This window comes from Phocaeicola sartorii JCM 17136 = DSM 21941 (genome assembly GCF_054653615.1).
The window spans coordinates 666,657-682,990 of the sequence record NZ_BAAIFW010000006.1 but is presented as its reverse complement, the minus strand read 5'-3'; the positions used below and the strand labels follow the sequence as shown (position 1 = coordinate 682,990).

Below are 16,334 nucleotides of genomic sequence, written 5' to 3'. Positions count from 1 at the left end.
AGGCAAAAAACTCAAGACCTCCAAAATAAAATGATAAAAGCGGCTATTCTCAACGAACCGCCACTTTTGTTGTTTCAATTAACTTATTGTCCTTATGAAGGAATCTATTTTAGAACAATCTTTTGATATATTCTGTTCAAGGACTCTGTGTCCAGTTCTTCTATCCTTATTATATATAATGTATCCGTCACATACACTTCTTTTTCTCCAAGAAATATGTATGCGGCATCAAAGTACCAGTTCTTACCTCTCACCCTCATGTCTATTCTGATATCGTTTTGTATCTCACAGACTTTTCTTATAGCCTCAGTCAGTTCTGTTCTTTCCATACAATGCTCCTTTATCCGGATATAACAGAGCGCCCGGATCTTTGTTTGCGGACTTTTCATTTATATATCAAAGTGTGGCCGTTTATTTTTCTCCTTCCTGAAACCTTCCAAACCCTTATATATGAGAAAAAGCCTGGAGCATATACAGCACCATTGGAATAAGGTGCTTCAGCTTCAGGCATTAATGATAAAAATAATTACCGGGTTAATTCTAATTTCAGATAATGGTTAGAGATTTAATTCGAGGGACAGCAACGGTACGAGTAGTTTTCACAGCTTTAGTCTTGATTACCCAAAGTATGCAGTCTGTCGGAAAGTCAAGTCAGATCGAGGAGGTTTGATGACGGCTTTTCTTTTTTTCTTCCCCTTTCTTGAATCCTTCAAAGCCTTATATGTGAGAAGAATATATAAGAGAATAGAAACGTAATAACAATCAATTAAAAATTAGAGAAATGGGAAATTTAGTAAAAGCATTGAAGATCGCCGCAAATGTAGCGGAGATCATCGTGGCAGGTTCAGTAGTAATAGAACTTGCAGAGAAGTATGGTGGCAGATTGGGAAAGAAAAAATCCGCCACGGGTAAAGTCGCTACGGATACTGCGGCGACAATAACTGATAATACGTCCGATGAATGAATTATGACAAGGCACAGGACGTAGTTATAACGGTGCTGGAGGTGATAGCTTCGGTACTGAAAGGAATCAAGAAGTTGAAGAGTTTGAAGAAGAAATAACGGACTTTTCGACTTCTTTTTGTTTACCGGATTTTATTGACAACTAAAAAATAACAAAGAGTATGGAAACAATGACTAATGAACTTACTGTCATTCCAGGAACAATCGGAATGATGACAAGAATGATGGATGTGATTAATACAGAGGAAATCGAAGATGCTGTAATCGTATCGGAAGAAGAACAGGAAGAACATCCCAATTTCATAGAATCGAACACTTCGGGTATTACACTTGAAGAACTGGAGAGTAATTGCATTGTACCCAGTTTTGGAGACAATCAACTAACAATCAGCCACCAGACATTCATACACCGGATCGAGGAGGCTGCAAGGACTTATTTTACGGGTGAGAACTTTGGAAACACGGAAATCAGAGTCTCACATAGAATCCTGGGCAGGGTTCCGGGAGCATTAACCAAAAAGAAGGAGGAACTGAAACCGGAAGATGAAACGATTTATTACCAACGTATGGCTTTCTGTTTTCATATCCGTTCCATGAGCAGAATGATGAACGGAGAAGAAGTGCATCTTTGCATAGGTGGGGTACGTAGTTTGAATGAGGAGAACTTATACAACCGGAAATCACCGGAGAAATTTAAAATCTTTATCGGATGGAGAGTGAAAGTTTGTTCAAATCTAATGTTGACCAATGATGGCCTGACCGGACGGCTGGAAGTAATGAGTGATGCAGATATATACAGTTCGGCACTCAGACTATTTCAAGACTTTAATCCCGAACAAAATCTCAGGCTGCTTGAAAATCTGGGAAGGACGAAGATTTCACAGGAACAGTTTTGTCAGATAATTGGCAGGCTTAGGCTATATCAAGCCTTACCTGCATCCCAACTTGGAGAACTGCCAAAGGTGATTTTAGGTGATTCCAATGTAAACGCAGCTACGAAAGGTTATATAGAAAACCCTAATTTCGGATTACGTGGAAGAGGGAATATTTCATGCTGGGATTTGATGCAGCTTCTTAATGACGCCGCCAAACAGTCCTACATAGACAAGTTCTTGGAGAGGAACCGGAACTGCACTGACTTTGCGATTGGTATCCAAAAAGCTTTAAACGGTGAGGATGCTGAGAACTATGGATGGTTTTTGAGTTAGACCTGAAAAATAAATTGACTCACAAGGGAGAAAGAACTGAAATAACAAACATGGTCTTTCTCCCTTTTTTGTTGAACCCTTTGACAGATATATGATATGGAAGTGAATGATATTATGACATACATAGACAGATTGCCGCAAGGCTGTTCTGATAAAAGATGTGCTGAGATTCTGAAGGAATTACCGGATGAATGTCAGTCACGTATAGATGAATGTAAGAAAGGTGCTTATTCTAAATCATTGCAATAGGAATAATATATAAACAATAATGAATATTATGGAAAGACATGAACTGGAAAACAGCAGGGAATTCAAGGCTGCAAAAGAACTTGAACATGCCCTGAACGACTATGGGTGGAATGAGAAAAGGTTCGCTATTGCAGTTACCACATTCCACAAGACCCTACAACAGACCTTATTCAGAAGTATGGTTGAAGTGATTAAAACAATGGGAAGTGAAGGTTACGGATATGACCTGAGGAACAAAGCTTCGCATGAGATTTGTAAGAAGATAGTGGAATCGGGAGTTCTGGAGGACGAGACGATACCATTCATCTGAAACGGTTGAGACATACCGAGATAATATTCCGGGGAGGGATATTTCCGATTGAAAGGAAGTATCCCTCCTTTTTTTATTTACCGACAATTTAAAATTCAGAAGACTATGTTATACTATGATTTTTGTGGTTACGAAGGATTCAAGGCCCGTTTCGGACTTGAGAAGGGAGACAATGGTGTGGCGGTAAGAAAGAACAGGATACTGCTGGGCCATCTGAAAAATCCTGCACTGCTCAGATATTGCAGGGAACATAACGACTATACTCTGCTGCATATATACAATATGGCTGATCTACAAAAGAAGGTATTTGAAGCCATTATCAAATCAGGAGAGAATGATGAAAAGTTGCCTTATAGGGTGGAACTGATAGGCAAGACATATTATTCCTCCCGATATCAGACTGACGAAAGCAAGGGTGTATGTGAGGATCTGGATAAAAGTTCGGTCCGCTATGTCAACATTGAACGTAACCGAGTCTTCAAGATGAGGGCCGGAAAATTCATGAGGGAGCTTATACTTGAAACAGGGATAGGGAAACTACTCTCGCCTTGTGTCGTAAACTGGATTGCAGGGGATGTTTTCACTCAGCAATGGTGTACTTATACTCATGGAAAATCGCCTGATATGGAACTTCATGTCAACAATGATTTTGGGAGAATCTATGACAGTAACTATTGTAAAGGGAGTTTCGGTTCATGCATGGTGGATGAGAACAGGACTTCGTTCTATCATGATTCGGTAAAAGCCAAGGCTGCATACATAATAGACAAGACGGGGCTGATTGTAGCAAGGGCAATTCTTTTTACCGATGTTACGGATCAGGACGGCAAGAAATGGAGGCTGCTTGAAAGGCAGTATTCCTCGGAGGGTGATGATGTATTGAAACGCCTGCTTGTGGATAAACTTATTCAGGAAGATTATATTGACGGCTACAAGGTGATCGGTGCTTCCTGTCATGATGCAAATTCCTTTGTGGATGTTTGTGGCAACTCGTTGTCTGACAGAAAATTTGAAATAGATTGTGAACTGGAACTGGAAGACACGCTTTCCTATCAGGATTCTTTCAAATGGTATAGTTATAATCAGAACAAAGCCTATAACTACGAAAACTCCGGGACCTCATACAACCTTGATACAACGGACCTTAATCTTTACGGGGATGATAATGAAGATGATGGAGAATGGGATAGTTATCATCAATACTATTGTGATGATACAAGGCTCTGTTATCGGAATGGAATAGAAATCCGGGTGGATTCAGACAACCTGGATGATTTCGTATGGATAGAATCCAGGCAGGAATATCACCATGAAAACGATTGTGTCTGCTGTGATGAGTGCGGAACGGATATTCTGGAAGATGACGCCATGTATTCGGAAGTAACGGAGGAATACTATTGCTGCAAGAAGTGTATGGAGAAAGCGGAGGATGAATTCAAGCGGAAGAACTGGTATTATTCCGAGTATGATGATGAATGGTATGAAAGCCTTGATGATATAATCTGTATTCATATTTGGAATGAATCGGAAGGTATCTATGAGGAGAAGTCCATTAGTATAGACACATTGGATGGATTGATTGAGAATGAAGATGTATGGGAGTTCGGTGAGGATGTATTTGATAAAGTAAATCCGAGCACCAACCTTCCATACGGTTATAAACTTAAAAAAGAGATGAATCATGAATATACAATTATTGAAGCGGCTGTATAGTATCTACAGCCCGAGCGGAAAGGAACAGAAGATGGTGAAGTTCCTCTGTTCCTACATAAGACAACTTCCCGGAAACATATCCGTGTCAAAGGATAAGTTCGGGAACCTGTATGTGGTAAAGGGAGAATCGGAAAGTTATCCCTGTTTAGTGAGCCATATCGACCAGGTTTCACACTGCAAGCATTCAAAGGATTTCAAGGCGGTGGAGACAAGGGAAGTCATATTCGGTTATTCGCCAAAGAACAGGAGGTTTGAGAATTTGGGAGCCGATGATAAAAATGGAGTGTTCATCTGTCTTGAATGCCTGAAGAAATATGATTCTATGAAAGTAGTCTTTTTTAGAGAGGAAGAAACAGGCTGCAAGGGAAGTTCTGAGGCGGTGATGTCTTTCTTCGATGATGTAAGGTTTGTTATCCAACCAGACAGAAAGGGTGATTCGGATCTGATTACAAGTATAGGATATGCCGGCTTGTGTTCCGATAAGTTTATAGAAGCCCTTGAACCTGAGAAATGGGGTTACATGGAGGAGAACGGGTTGATGACCGATATCCTGGCCTTGAAAGAAAAAGGACTTGAAGTTTCCTGTATCAACGTCTCATGTGGTTACTACAATGCCCATACCGATGAGGAGATTACAGTGAAGAAAGACCTGATGAAGTGTCTGAGATTTATAGAACATATCATAGAGGACTGTACCGACACTTATCCCCATACACAAAGTAATTCATATTTCAGTCCCTATGAGTTTGAGGATGAGGTTTATGATATGCTGAACAATGACCCGACTTTAACTCCCGAAGATCTTTATGACATGTATTCCACCAATTTTCCACATTTCGGATTGGAGGATTATAGAAAGATATATGAAGATTATCGGATGTTTTGGGTTGAGGATGAAGAAGATATGAACGGAAAAACTTTGGATTATGGAAAGAGATAAGAACTACGATTTGGAACTGGCCAAGTATATCTGGGCCATCTTGAAATCCAATCTCCCGATTCTAATGTCTTGGGGAGTTGAGATTGAAACAGTGAAAGTAATAGCATGTGGTCTTGAATTTAAAGTCAACGGATTCAAACATACCGGAAAAGTTCAGATTGTATTGAATGAGGGTGCTGACCTGTTTGAAGTCTGTCTGCTTGGTGAAGATGGAGAAATCAGGGATAAAAGAGAGGATATCTACTTTGATATGCTTGTTTCTGTGGTGGATGAACTTGTGGAGAGAACCGATGATTATGAAAAGAGAGTTTCTGATACATATAATATTATAAGATATTAGCGGTTCTCTGAAAAATCGGAAAATGTGATAACAGGCTTTCTGTGAGAGAGTAGATTTTATAAGAACCCGCAATCTCATGGAAAGCCTTTTTTTATGTATTAATGTAAATGGTTCCATAGATTAGACGACCATCTTGTCAGTGGAACTATTGTTAAAAAACGAATGACAATGAAGGATGAAAACCAATATGTGGCTTATCTCCGGGTAAGCACACAAAAACAAGGATATTCAGGACTGGGACTTGAGGCACAGAGGGAGATAATACAGAATTACCTTTGTGATAAAACTCCGGTTGCAGAATATATTGAAATTGAATCGGGCCGGAAAAAAGAGAGACCCAAACTTAAGGAAGCGTTGTCGTCATGTAGAAAGGACGGTGCTATTTTAATAGTAGCAAAACTGGATAGACTGGCAAGGTCTGTTTCATTCCTATCCAACCTGTTAGAAAGTGATGTGGAAATAGTCTTTTGCGACTTCCCACAGGCTAATAAAATGGTACTGCATATTATTTCGGCTATATCCCAATACGAAGCAGAATTGATAGCAGCCAGAACGAAGGCATCATTACAGGCTAAGAAAAGCAGAGGATTCAAACTTGGTAATCCTGAACACCTGATGGATAGACATGAGCAAGCCATCCAAAACAGTATCAGGACTTGCAAGGATAAGGCTGACAATAACCCCAACAATAAAAGGGCTGTTGCTATATTACGGATTTTAGTGAAAGAGAGCCATAGCTATAATGAAATGGCAAATATCCTGAATCAGGAAGGGTTTGTATCTTCCAAAGGCTGTTCCTTCACAAAATCAACGGTATATAAACTGATTAAAAGGTATAACCTAAAAGAGGATTGAAATTATGGAGTACAACTATCTTATTCTCCTGGATTACAGTACCGGAGAGATCATAAGGATCAAACTGTCGGAGGAGCAGAAACGTGACTCGGAGAAGTATGATGATTTTGAGGAGTATCTGATGACTCTGGAGGATGGTTACGGATTCAGGCTTCTTGACTGTAACTGGATGGCGGTTGAACGTTTGCAGGAGACAGTCTATGGATTCTGACACAATGAACAAGAGGGAGACTTGGTCCAAACAGGTCTCTCTTTTTAATTTTTTTCTTCTTCTTGCAACCAAAAAAATCTAGTATCCTATATATAGAGAAAGAAAAAAGGTTACTATTACTGTCTTCTGAAAAAATCTGAAATTACAGGTTATGGAGTTTGCTGGAGGCGGAAGTATGAAACGTAAGTGGAATGCATGACATAACTGTAAGACAAGGTGGAATAAAAAAGTGTGCAAATCATGTACAAAAGCTTAAAGAATAAGCATTTATGTAGATAAATTATTCCATCCTCCGGTTATGTACCACACTCATTCTTCGTCTGTACTCCTGTCTTCGACTTAACCCGGATCAAGTTTGTTATAAAGAGTAAGAAAATGTGGAAGAGTTGCGGTACTGTTCATTTTTGATTTCATTCGGGTTTGTGTAATCAAAACAAAAATGACTGGAGAACTTTTATTATTCTGACCGTTGATTGATATTTGTTGGTGTTCAAGTCTTTTTTTGTTGGTTGTAGCAGTCAGGATTGGTTTGTAGCTTTCTTTTTCTCAGTTATAGTCCGGACAGATTTGATGTCTTATTGTTCTGTTATCTTCTCTTCCCCTGCCTCAAGAAAAAGAAGAGCGGGGATGTCCGGGGAAATAGGTCGGAAATAGTGTTTTTATATAACTTTTCAATTTTATCTGTTCAAGAATTAATCAAAGAACAGGTTCTATAAATTCCCCGCCCCGCTTCCGCTCCTTTTCCTCTTGAGGGTGGAAAGAGAGAAGGAAACGATGATGACCAATGAATCAAAGCCGGGTTTAGGTTTTGAATGTTGTCAGGTACTTTGATAATTTTGTCTGGATTTGATGTTTGTTATTGTCACCTTTAAATAGCGGAGGGAGTATTGGAAGGTAATTACTTGTTTCCGGCTGATAATTTGTTTTGTTTGGAATTCTATACCAGTTTAAATTCCTTACCATCAGACTCCAGTTTTCCCTCACGTGCCAGCCATCCCAATCCGAGATATAATGATTGTCCGGAAAGTTTGGTCAGGCTCAATAACTCTTTTTCTGTCAATGCTTTCTCTGATTCATTAAGTGTGTTCCAAATCTTGCCCGCACTGGTCCCAACAATATCAGGAGTAATGATTTCTACAGGTGATTTTGTGGCTGTCTTTTTTGTTATAGTCTTTTTAGTTGTTGCTGTCTTCTTAGCTGTTGTTTTCTTGGTTGTTGCCATTGTAATATGTTCTGATTTATGTTTTCGGGGTGCAAAGATATAACATTTCAGGCAGGTAGGGAAATGAAAAAGCGATTATATATTTTGTATTTGTTGTTCAGGATGGTAATCAAGTCTTTCTTTAGTTTTGGCAGCTTATATATAATAGGTATGGTGAAAGGGAAAGGGTTGGGAAAATTATTGATGATTATATCAGGATGCCGGTTGATGAAGAAAAAGGGTATGGAAAATAACGGGATCTGACTTTTTAGTTGTTTAAGTATTACGTCAGCATCATATTATCCTTTCTGTAAAAAAGCATTGAAGGCCTTATCAATGAAGAAACAATACTCATAAGAAGAGTGTCCGATATTCATGGTTATAAATCTGATTTGAGGACACTTTTCTTTTATTCTTTCTTCTTCCTTTCCAAATTGCTAAAATGCTATTCTTGCCAGCTCAAATCCTTACTCCTGAAATATAAATTTTAATGTTTACTGAATTTATAAACAGGATATTAGGAGCAGAACGAAGATCTACTGCTTCTGATCGCTTGGAAAAGAGTGCTGTGCCAAGTGTTATCGTAACAAAAGACAGCAACAAGACATCCCCCCAACCTGTCCCTGAGAAATACAGAAAAGACGTAGCATTACTCCGGAGCAAATATGGGGATGCTTTTAAAACCGGATTCTGTATTAATCTTACACTTCTGGAGTCTTTATCCATTATGCCGAGAGAAAGAAGAAGAGTTGATTCATACAGAGGTTTGCAATCCTATTTGATGAAAGAATGGGATATAACATTAACAATCACATCACGAAAAACTAAATCTAAAACATTATGAAGAACCACGTATTTATAGCAGGCGGAGCTGTATGTAATATCAACCAATCCAAAGAAGAAATCGAAGAGACCGTCAATATCGAACTTGAAGAGATAACAAGCGGCCTGGTGAAATTTGAGTATCAGAAAATTGCGGACAATGAAATTGTACTCATTTATCACCGGACCCTCAGTTATAACCTGGACTTGAAGGAAATTGCAGACTGCGACATGGCCATGGCATCCGGCGTGAACATTACAAACTTCTATCTTAAACCCTTAGGCGATCCGGTCATTTATCCTTTAACCCTGAGAGGAAGCCGGTTCTATTCCCCTGTACTTGCATTTATTAGATTCTATAAGAATTTGATGATTATGATGGAAGAAAGAGTGGAGGATATAACGATAGGGCTGAGTGAGGATAAATTAATAATGAAGATAACCTATTAAGCCAATGAATGTCTTAGTAGCATGTGAAGAGAGTCAGGCTGTATGTCTGGCTTTTAGAAGATTGGGGCATAACGCCTATAGTTGTGACCTTCAGGAATGCAGCGGTGGATTTCCCGAGTATCACTTCAAGGGGGACATGTTTGATGTAATAGCCAATCGTGGTGGAACTTTGGAGAATGGCATCAAATATTTCCTTGATAGTAACTGGGACTTAATCATAGCCCATCCTCCCTGCACTTTTCTTGCTGTCTCGGGTGCAAGGTGGTATTATCATCCTGACGATAAGAACCTTCCGATAGAACAGAGAAGACCACATCCGAAGTTCCCCGATAGAGCCAAAGACCGTGAGGAAGCAGTTCGGTTCTTCATGGATGTTTCAAGGGTTGGAGTGGAAAAATTAGCTATTGAAAATCCGGTGGGCATTATGAGCAGCCGGTGGAGAAAACCCGACCAGATTATAGAGCCTTGGCAGTTTGGTCATGAGGCTAGCAAGAAAACCTGTCTGTGGTTGAAAAACTTACCTCTCTTAATACCTACAAATATAGTCGGGAAAGGTGAGGTCTATGTTTCAAAGAGCGGAAACAAATCTCCTAAATGGTTTACCGATATATTCTTCTCGGGTGTGTCGGCAGAAGAGAGGAGAAAACTGAGGAGCAAGACCTTCCCCGGGATAGCGGATGCGATGGCTGATCAATGGGGAGGCAGGATTATAGCAGCATAGAGAATATTTTGATGATATAATTGTGGGATACCTAGGAAAAACGCCACTAATTCTGTTGTTCTCCCCGAAAATCAAGGATCGGTAAGGAAACCTGATGCTGTCCGGATCAAGGGGATGCCGGTGGATGCGGATTATGAGAAAGTGGTGGTGAAGTTGACGTTTTAGTATCTGCTCCTTTTTATAGTTCATATATGCTTTACAGGGAAGTATTGTGCGTAGTGCATAGTGCTTCCCTTCCTTCTTTTTTGTCGGCGGAGTTTTTTGAGATTCATCCTATTATATTAATTTTGTATTCCAGCGAAAGATATGTTTTTATCAATCCGCCAAATTGTGAAGTGTAGCGGAGGTTTTGTTCTTAATTTATCCATCAGCCTGCTTTTGTGCGGTGGTGGATTTTTTATTTTTCATAGAATACGATTCATTAAATTATCCGCTTGTCGTCTGCTTATGAAATGCGGATTCATATTAAATATGGTATATCCGGTTTAATTCCGCTTCACATAACAGCCTGAAAATAACCTCCCAAACAATTATTTTACGGGATTCTATATTTTTTTATAGGAAAAATGCACAAAGTTTCGATAAAGTATGTATATTTGCAGCGAAATAACGTTTCATCCTATTAAAAAATAGGAAAAAACAAATCCACGGATAACATCCGACAATGATGCGTGGCGGAGAAAAAATAAAGGAGGAAAGACTTATGGAATATCTATTTCTAAGACGTAAAGAGGTAAGTTCCACTTCTCAAAGACAGAAGGACCTGCTCTTCAAGGCTGCTGAAAAGCACTGGGAGGAGGAATTTGTCATGAGAAACAGATGCAAAAGAGAAATTGATTGTCTGATTTACAAGAATTTGCTTTACCAGCTGGAAATAAGAAAAGTATTCTTGAACTCGGATTTGTCTCTGAAAAAGTTGAGTGATATGATTGATACGAACCAGACCTATCTTTCCAATGTGGTGAACAGATATTTTGAATGTAACCTGAAAGAGCTGATAAACGGCTATAGAATAGAATATGCGAAGGAGCTGCTATGTGCGGGATGCTACACTCTGGAGGAGATGCCTGCTAAATGCGGATTCGCGTCAAAGAGTCCGTTCTATGCGGCTTTTAGGAAAACAGTCGGAATGACGCCTATGAAATATATGACAAAATCAAAACAAAGCAATTAAGTCCTTTGCAATAAAATATGTATAACCAATTTTAGTTTTTAAATTTATAAATTTAAAATTTTTATTATGAACAAAAAGTTTTTAAGTGCAGTCCTGTTCGGAGCCTTGATGGTGACTTCGACAGGAACATTTGTGTCTTGTAAAGACTATGACGATGACATTGATCGTATTGACAATACGTTGAACGATCTGAAGTCACAGATTGCAGCTTTACAGACTGCTGTCGACAATGGTAAGTGGATTACTGATGTCACTCCTACTTCTGATGGCCTTACTATCACTATGAATGATGGCAGGACATTCAATATCACTAACGGTAAGAATGGTGCACAAGGTGAAAAAGGTGTAGACGGAAGCAAGTTGACTCTTGATGCTGAAGGCCAATGGTTGATTGATGGTGAGCCTACAGGATGGTATTGTGCCAAAAAAGGTGAAACTGCTACTGTAATTGTACCTGAAGTTGGTAACGATGGTTATTGGTATTTTGTAAACAAGGAAACAGGCAAACTTGAAAAATCTACTATTAAAGCGGCTCCTGTTACCGCTGTTGAAGCTGATGGTATCTGTACTTTGACTGTGGTAAACCCGGACGGAACCACTACAGTAGTTAAATTACCTACTACTGCCGCTTCTATTACTGAACTTGAAATTGTCGGTTATTTAAATGCCGCCGGTCAATTTACAGCATTCTCTAACCCTGGAACTGCTGATAACAAATATGAAATGAACAGTTCTGCTTTTTATGCTAAACAAAAGTATGAATGGGAATGGAAAGATAAAGATGGTTCTCAAAAGGTTTCAGGAAGCATGGCGGAAAAAACGGCTTTGGTTTCTCTGGAAGGTGCTTCTCTTGTTGTTCGTGTAGCTCCCGCTTCTGCTGACCTGTCAACTGTCTCCATGAATTTGATCAATTCCCAGTTGAAGGAGGCTCCTATCGCTTTGGGTGCAGCTAAAGCATATAAAGGATTAGTGGCAAGAGACGCTTCAGCTAATGGATTGTGGAGTGTTCCTATGAGCAGTGAAGTGTTAAGCGATGTTGGAAGTCTTCAAGCTTTAAAACAGAACTTCTTTATTGATGCAAATGGTAATGGTGTAAAAGATGCGACTGAAAAGAACATAGCCTTTGCTTTGAAGACCCCAAGTTTTATCTCAAATTATAATTTGGCATTTAATAATATAGACTTAAAAGCTGCAAATGCCTTTATTAATGACGACGATCATGGTTTGGTTAAGGACGAAGACCTGACACATGTAGGAAATACTATCTATTATACGGGTAAAAATGAGAAATCAAATTCAGATCCAGAAGACAGGTCTTATATCTCTGTAAAATTAGGTGCAACAAACACATTCTACTTTGACGTACCGACTTCAATCTACAAAAGCCAAATTATCGTAGATGAATTTGAAGCACAAAACTGGGGCGTAAAAATTGAGGGTAATACATTTACTGTTAATAAGTATTTTGATAAAGCCACAATCCCTTCATTCCCTGTTTATTTCAATTATATCGAACTTGTTAATGACGGTTCTATCAAGTCAGTAACTCAGACTGTTTATATTCGTCTTGAAAGAAGTATTTCTGCCGACGTTACATTGGATGCTAAAGCATGGACAATCAATGCTGTTCCGAGTAAAGATAACTTTACTGCTCCTTTGAAGAAGATGTACGATGCAATGTCTGCTGAGGAATTGACCAATTGGAAAGAATTTGTTAGTAGTTATGACTACGATGTATATCAGGTTAATGCTGATGGTCCTACGAATATTTCAAGATACAAGCAATATGGTCAAGATGGTACAAATGGTTCTAAAACAATCAAAGACATGGTTTCTTTGATAAATAGTAATGGTGCAATAATTTCAAATGCTGTGGATGCAGCTTCTATCAAAGTTAATTTGAATCAAGAATGGCCAACCAATCTAGCATTCGATAAAGAGTATTATGTATTGGTAAGTTTCAAAGATTCGAAAGGTGATGTGCTGAGCACTGCCAAATTGCCGTTCACTGTAAATATTCCTGAATTGTCTACATTCCTGGTTAAACAACAGGGTGTGTTCAATGGTACAAATGATGGTACAGCTTACATCTTTAGCAAAGATTACAATGTAGCAGATAACGATGTTGTTGCTATGCAGTATGACTTGACTTACGGATTTGTTAAGTTGGCTGAAAAATTAGCTCCTACAGGTGCTACAGCAACAACTCTGACATTCAAGACCAATGGTTTCATCAATGGTGATGATAAAAATTCTGAAGGTAAAATCGTAGGTCTTGCAGCTATGTCAGGCGCAAATCAAGGAATCCTTGTTCCTGGCCAAACTAATGTTAATGCATCTGACGCTATCTTGATGGCTCAAAAGGGTAAGAACGGTAAGGTTTATGGTCAGAAGTTCGTTGTTGAAGTAGCTGATGCCAAATATGTTGGCAAGTATGCTTACTCTGATAACGAAAAGAAAGCTCAGAAGTTCACTATTACAATGAAGAGTCCGATCAAGGAAGGTTCTATTTCTGCCGCTGATGGTTCTAAGACTATTGCAATAGACGCTACAGACCAACAGAAGATTGTTGAATCCAAGTTCTTGGCCAAGACTTACTCTACAGCAGGTACCAAGTATCAGTTGTTCCCATCAGATGCTACTAAGAAAGGCAGCAGCATCTATGAGTGGATCAAATATAATGATGATGCAACTATCACTATAACCTCTAAGGATGACAAAGTTTTGAAAGTTAAAGAGATCAAGAATACCCAAGAGGGTGAGGATGGTTATGAAGGTTATGTCAAAGTTGAACCTGTTAACCCTGCATACGATACAACTGGTGACATTACTGTAACAGTTAATGATGTATGGGGCTTCAGTATCAGCCAAGACATTACAATCAATGTTAAGAGATAATCTTAACAGAGCAAATTATATAGAATAAGTGATTCTCCAGTGGGAGGACCTTAGATAATAGAAAAACTTTAAATTTATAATGGAATCCCCTGCTTGTGAAAGTCGGGGATTTTTTTCTAATAACCCCCAAATAGATAATATTATGAATTTCACTTTTAATGTTGAGGTCTTACAAAACGATCAAACAAAAGAAACACAGACGAGATCGCAAAACAGGCCAGATAATGAATCACAGACTCCATCATCGTTATAAAAATAATTGTTTTACCTTACAGTTCATAAATATAAATTACTATGATAAGCAATAATGAAGCTATAACTTTAAACGGCACTGAAATCGAATGGATTTATTGGTGCATTCTGGTGACTTTAATTTTTGTCGGTGTGGCTTTTTCTCATAGTGCAATACTTTATCTATTTGACAGATTCATAAGTAAAGGTATTGGAAAACTCTTACGTAAATATAAAAGATATAAATGGAATGTAGCTTTTGGTATTGGAATATTGTCAGCAATCATTGTTTTTGGGAGATTGCTTGCTTATACTTTCAACCAAGGTGAATTATGTAGGGTAAGAACGGATACACTGATATCAACTAAAATGGGTGATTGGGGAGGTTTTGCCACCTGCCTGACTTCCATATTCGCTTTAATGTCTGTATATCTTGCATTCAGAGCCCTTAGATCACAGACCACTGCTGCAAGAAGAGCGTCATTTGATGCCACTTTTACTCAAATTTTTGCACAACATAATATTTTACATCGAAAAGTTACACAACATAACGTTCTATGTAAAAAAATCACATTACTTGATATTATAATTGCTCGTTGTAGAGCAAAAAATGCTTCTAATCTTTTTACAATGTGCAGGGAGGCGTTTGAAAATGAATATCTCATAAAAGAAAGTAAAATTTCAATTTCTGATTTTAGAAAAAAATATAATAGTAGTATTGGCTTATCTTCTTCTGCTGATTTTAAGAATTATTTTAAATATATACATAGAGAAGTGTCATTCGTAATGTATAACTCTAAAGATATTTTAGAACCAAAAGACCAAAAAAGGTATGTCAAGTTGATTGAAGGCCAGATGAATAATGATGAATTATTCTGCTATTTTATAAATCAACTGGAGTACTGGATATCCCACAAAAATGAAGAAGAGGTTAACAAATATGCCAATTACCTTAAAGATAATGAGTTCTTTAAAGAAATATGTCTAACTGAAGATTATCAGTCTTTGATAAAAAAAGCATGTGATATATCAACAGAAGATATCAAAGATGGCGATAAACCTTTAATAGAAAACAAATGGCTTAATGAAAAAGCTCATTAATGTAAAATTTCTACATGAAATTTGATATTTGTATCGTATAAGCGTATAGTATTCAATCTGATAAAGGTAAAATCGGGAAACTGGTCTCTGAAGAACAAAAGAGAGGCTTGTTGCACCTTTCTCCATGTTCATAAGTAAAACACCTTCTTCAACCTCTGGACTGTACTGATGCTTACTTTCTCAAGTTTGGATACCGTCTTTATCGGATAATTCTTGCTTAAAAGTTTAAAAACACCTGAATATTGCTCAGCTTTCTCCTCCTTCGGTTTACGATATCCCGTTTTCCTGCCTACTTTCCCACCTTTAGCTATATACTGTGCTTTCCCTGACTGTAGCCGACAGCTGATATTCTCTCTTTCCATAGCAGTCACAGTACCAAGGAGGATGGTGGGGAATGGACTTTTTGCTTATGGAGTTAAAGATAGTGCTTGTTTTTTGCTAATACGGATGAATAGTATGTTTTGATAACGGATGCAATGGCTCTTCAGTGGGGAGGTAAGACTATAGCAGCATAGATAATAACGACAAACACGATGGATTAACTATGAAAAATACAATATATACCACAATCAGAGAAGATAATGATTTATATCACTAATGGATGTTCCTGAAACTAACATTCTTAGAGGGAAAAAGATGTAAATCCTTTTTTCAAATCAATCCTCCACTAAAAATTCACGTCTTTTCTTCCCGTGCCATTGTAGCCAAAAGTGGAGATTTTACAGCAGCTCAGACAAATGGGAATGCTATCGCTTATGCTTGGTTTGTATGGGAAAAGGGTTATAAGGGAGAAACTGTAGTGGATTGGATAAACTAAACGAATAAGTCATAGGAAATGGTGGATAGTTCATATTTTGTTAAAGTCGTTATACTGAAAAAGGTATAGCGGCTTTCTTTTCTTAAAATGAATTACTTTCCTTATTTTTGTGAAAAGATAAAAATCTAAA

At 38.2% G+C, this 16,334-nt stretch carries 18 protein-coding genes; 16 read left to right on the top strand and 2 right to left on the bottom strand.

All coding sequences use genetic code 11. The features are described from left to right. Nucleotides 1-104: 104 nt before the first annotated feature. Nucleotides 105-329 carry a hypothetical protein gene (locus ACYQ0C_RS19800; protein ID WP_016277283.1) on the bottom strand — a complete coding sequence of 75 codons (225 nt, stop codon included), beginning with the start codon at nucleotides 327-329 and terminating at the stop codon, nucleotides 105-107. A gap of 452 nt (nucleotides 330-781) precedes the next feature. On the opposite strand from ACYQ0C_RS19800, the gene ACYQ0C_RS19795 reads away from it, so the two are divergent. The 9 genes from ACYQ0C_RS19795 (at nucleotide 782) to ACYQ0C_RS19755 (ending at nucleotide 6,789) form a co-directional block, all read left to right on the top strand. After that, on the top strand, nucleotides 782-964 hold the full coding sequence (locus tag ACYQ0C_RS19795) for a hypothetical protein (RefSeq protein WP_016277284.1): 183 nt from the start codon (nucleotides 782-784) through the stop codon (nucleotides 962-964). Between the two features lie 160 nt (nucleotides 965-1,124). Continuing rightward, on the top strand, nucleotides 1,125-2,171 hold the full coding sequence (locus ACYQ0C_RS19790; protein WP_016277286.1) for a DUF3871 family protein: 1,047 nt from the start codon (nucleotides 1,125-1,127) through the stop codon (nucleotides 2,169-2,171). A gap of 96 nt (nucleotides 2,172-2,267) precedes the next feature. Continuing rightward, a complete protein-coding gene (locus ACYQ0C_RS19785) occupies nucleotides 2,268-2,420 on the top strand; it encodes a hypothetical protein (RefSeq protein WP_159106282.1) in 153 nt (50 codons plus the stop codon). Nucleotides 2,421-2,448: 28 nt separating this feature from the next. Then, the gene (locus ACYQ0C_RS19780) at nucleotides 2,449-2,730 is read left to right on the top strand and encodes a hypothetical protein (protein ID WP_016277287.1); all 282 of its coding nucleotides are present in this window, start codon (nucleotides 2,449-2,451) and stop codon (nucleotides 2,728-2,730) included. 105 nt (nucleotides 2,731-2,835) lie between these two features. Next, nucleotides 2,836-4,443 (top strand): hypothetical protein, encoded by a 1,608-nt coding sequence (locus ACYQ0C_RS19775; protein ID WP_016277288.1) that lies wholly within the window; start codon nucleotides 2,836-2,838, stop codon nucleotides 4,441-4,443. After that, the gene (locus ACYQ0C_RS19770; protein ID WP_016277289.1) at nucleotides 4,412-5,383 is read left to right on the top strand and encodes a zinc-binding metallopeptidase family protein; all 972 of its coding nucleotides are present in this window, start codon (nucleotides 4,412-4,414) and stop codon (nucleotides 5,381-5,383) included. Before ACYQ0C_RS19775 ends, ACYQ0C_RS19770 begins: the two co-directional genes overlap by 32 nt. Continuing rightward, entirely contained in the window at nucleotides 5,370-5,723 is a 354-nt protein-coding gene (locus ACYQ0C_RS19765) for a hypothetical protein (protein WP_016277290.1), read from the top strand. Before ACYQ0C_RS19770 ends, ACYQ0C_RS19765 begins: the two co-directional genes overlap by 14 nt. 168 nt (nucleotides 5,724-5,891) lie before the next feature. After that, nucleotides 5,892-6,578 (top strand): recombinase family protein, encoded by a 687-nt coding sequence (locus ACYQ0C_RS19760; RefSeq protein WP_016277291.1) that lies wholly within the window; start codon nucleotides 5,892-5,894, stop codon nucleotides 6,576-6,578. A gap of 4 nt (nucleotides 6,579-6,582) precedes the next feature. Continuing rightward, nucleotides 6,583-6,789: a hypothetical protein gene (locus ACYQ0C_RS19755; RefSeq protein WP_016277292.1), complete on the top strand. Its 207-nt coding sequence runs from the start codon at nucleotides 6,583-6,585 to the stop codon at nucleotides 6,787-6,789. Nucleotides 6,790-7,726: 937 nt separating this feature from the next. Here the strand turns inward: ACYQ0C_RS19755 and ACYQ0C_RS19750 are convergent. Next, complete coding sequence (locus ACYQ0C_RS19750; RefSeq protein ID WP_016277293.1) at nucleotides 7,727-8,011, bottom strand: winged helix-turn-helix domain-containing protein; 285 nt, start codon at nucleotides 8,009-8,011, stop codon at nucleotides 7,727-7,729. A gap of 469 nt (nucleotides 8,012-8,480) precedes the next feature. Here ACYQ0C_RS19750 and ACYQ0C_RS19745 point away from each other — a divergent pair, with 469 nt between their 5' ends. The 7 genes from ACYQ0C_RS19745 (at nucleotide 8,481) to ACYQ0C_RS19715 (ending at nucleotide 16,204) form a co-directional block, all read left to right on the top strand. Then, a complete protein-coding gene (locus ACYQ0C_RS19745) occupies nucleotides 8,481-8,834 on the top strand; it encodes a hypothetical protein (protein ID WP_016277295.1) in 354 nt (117 codons plus the stop codon). Further along, nucleotides 8,831-9,262: a hypothetical protein gene (locus tag ACYQ0C_RS19740; protein WP_016277296.1), complete on the top strand. Its 432-nt coding sequence runs from the start codon at nucleotides 8,831-8,833 to the stop codon at nucleotides 9,260-9,262. Before ACYQ0C_RS19745 ends, ACYQ0C_RS19740 begins: the two co-directional genes overlap by 4 nt. 4 nt (nucleotides 9,263-9,266) lie before the next feature. Continuing rightward, on the top strand, nucleotides 9,267-9,983 hold the full coding sequence (locus tag ACYQ0C_RS19735) for a hypothetical protein (protein ID WP_016277297.1): 717 nt from the start codon (nucleotides 9,267-9,269) through the stop codon (nucleotides 9,981-9,983). A gap of 703 nt (nucleotides 9,984-10,686) precedes the next feature. Continuing rightward, nucleotides 10,687-11,157, top strand: coding sequence for a helix-turn-helix domain-containing protein (locus ACYQ0C_RS19730; protein ID WP_025077144.1), 471 nt, complete (start codon nucleotides 10,687-10,689; stop codon nucleotides 11,155-11,157). A 66-nt stretch (nucleotides 11,158-11,223) separates the two neighbouring features. Next, on the top strand, nucleotides 11,224-14,055 hold the full coding sequence (locus ACYQ0C_RS19725) for a PL29 family lyase N-terminal domain-containing protein (protein ID WP_025077145.1): 2,832 nt from the start codon (nucleotides 11,224-11,226) through the stop codon (nucleotides 14,053-14,055). A gap of 294 nt (nucleotides 14,056-14,349) precedes the next feature. Next, a complete protein-coding gene (locus tag ACYQ0C_RS19720) occupies nucleotides 14,350-15,387 on the top strand; it encodes a putative phage abortive infection protein (RefSeq protein ID WP_016277300.1) in 1,038 nt (345 codons plus the stop codon). 601 nt (nucleotides 15,388-15,988) lie between these two features. Beyond that, entirely contained in the window at nucleotides 15,989-16,204 is a 216-nt protein-coding gene (locus tag ACYQ0C_RS19715) for a hypothetical protein (RefSeq protein ID WP_016277301.1), read from the top strand. The last annotated feature ends 130 nt before the right edge of the window (nucleotides 16,205-16,334 follow it).

Coding starts and splice junctions, on each gene's coding strand:
- ACYQ0C_RS19800 (WP_016277283.1), bottom strand. CDS start 329: ATGGAAAGAACAGAACTGACTGAGGCTATAAGAAAAGTCTGTGAGATA.
- ACYQ0C_RS19795 (WP_016277284.1), top strand. CDS start 782: ATGGGAAATTTAGTAAAAGCATTGAAGATCGCCGCAAATGTAGCGGAG.
- ACYQ0C_RS19790 (WP_016277286.1), top strand. CDS start 1,125: ATGGAAACAATGACTAATGAACTTACTGTCATTCCAGGAACAATCGGA.
- ACYQ0C_RS19785 (WP_159106282.1), top strand. CDS start 2,268: ATGGAAGTGAATGATATTATGACATACATAGACAGATTGCCGCAAGGC.
- ACYQ0C_RS19780 (WP_016277287.1), top strand. CDS start 2,449: ATGGAAAGACATGAACTGGAAAACAGCAGGGAATTCAAGGCTGCAAAA.
- ACYQ0C_RS19775 (WP_016277288.1), top strand. CDS start 2,836: ATGTTATACTATGATTTTTGTGGTTACGAAGGATTCAAGGCCCGTTTC.
- ACYQ0C_RS19770 (WP_016277289.1), top strand. CDS start 4,412: ATGAATATACAATTATTGAAGCGGCTGTATAGTATCTACAGCCCGAGC.
- ACYQ0C_RS19765 (WP_016277290.1), top strand. CDS start 5,370: ATGGAAAGAGATAAGAACTACGATTTGGAACTGGCCAAGTATATCTGG.
- ACYQ0C_RS19760 (WP_016277291.1), top strand. CDS start 5,892: ATGAAGGATGAAAACCAATATGTGGCTTATCTCCGGGTAAGCACACAA.
- ACYQ0C_RS19755 (WP_016277292.1), top strand. CDS start 6,583: ATGGAGTACAACTATCTTATTCTCCTGGATTACAGTACCGGAGAGATC.
- ACYQ0C_RS19750 (WP_016277293.1), bottom strand. CDS start 8,011: ATGGCAACAACCAAGAAAACAACAGCTAAGAAGACAGCAACAACTAAA.
- ACYQ0C_RS19745 (WP_016277295.1), top strand. CDS start 8,481: ATGTTTACTGAATTTATAAACAGGATATTAGGAGCAGAACGAAGATCT.
- ACYQ0C_RS19740 (WP_016277296.1), top strand. CDS start 8,831: ATGAAGAACCACGTATTTATAGCAGGCGGAGCTGTATGTAATATCAAC.
- ACYQ0C_RS19735 (WP_016277297.1), top strand. CDS start 9,267: ATGAATGTCTTAGTAGCATGTGAAGAGAGTCAGGCTGTATGTCTGGCT.
- ACYQ0C_RS19730 (WP_025077144.1), top strand. CDS start 10,687: ATGGAATATCTATTTCTAAGACGTAAAGAGGTAAGTTCCACTTCTCAA.
- ACYQ0C_RS19725 (WP_025077145.1), top strand. CDS start 11,224: ATGAACAAAAAGTTTTTAAGTGCAGTCCTGTTCGGAGCCTTGATGGTG.
- ACYQ0C_RS19720 (WP_016277300.1), top strand. CDS start 14,350: ATGATAAGCAATAATGAAGCTATAACTTTAAACGGCACTGAAATCGAA.
- ACYQ0C_RS19715 (WP_016277301.1), top strand. CDS start 15,989: ATGTTCCTGAAACTAACATTCTTAGAGGGAAAAAGATGTAAATCCTTT.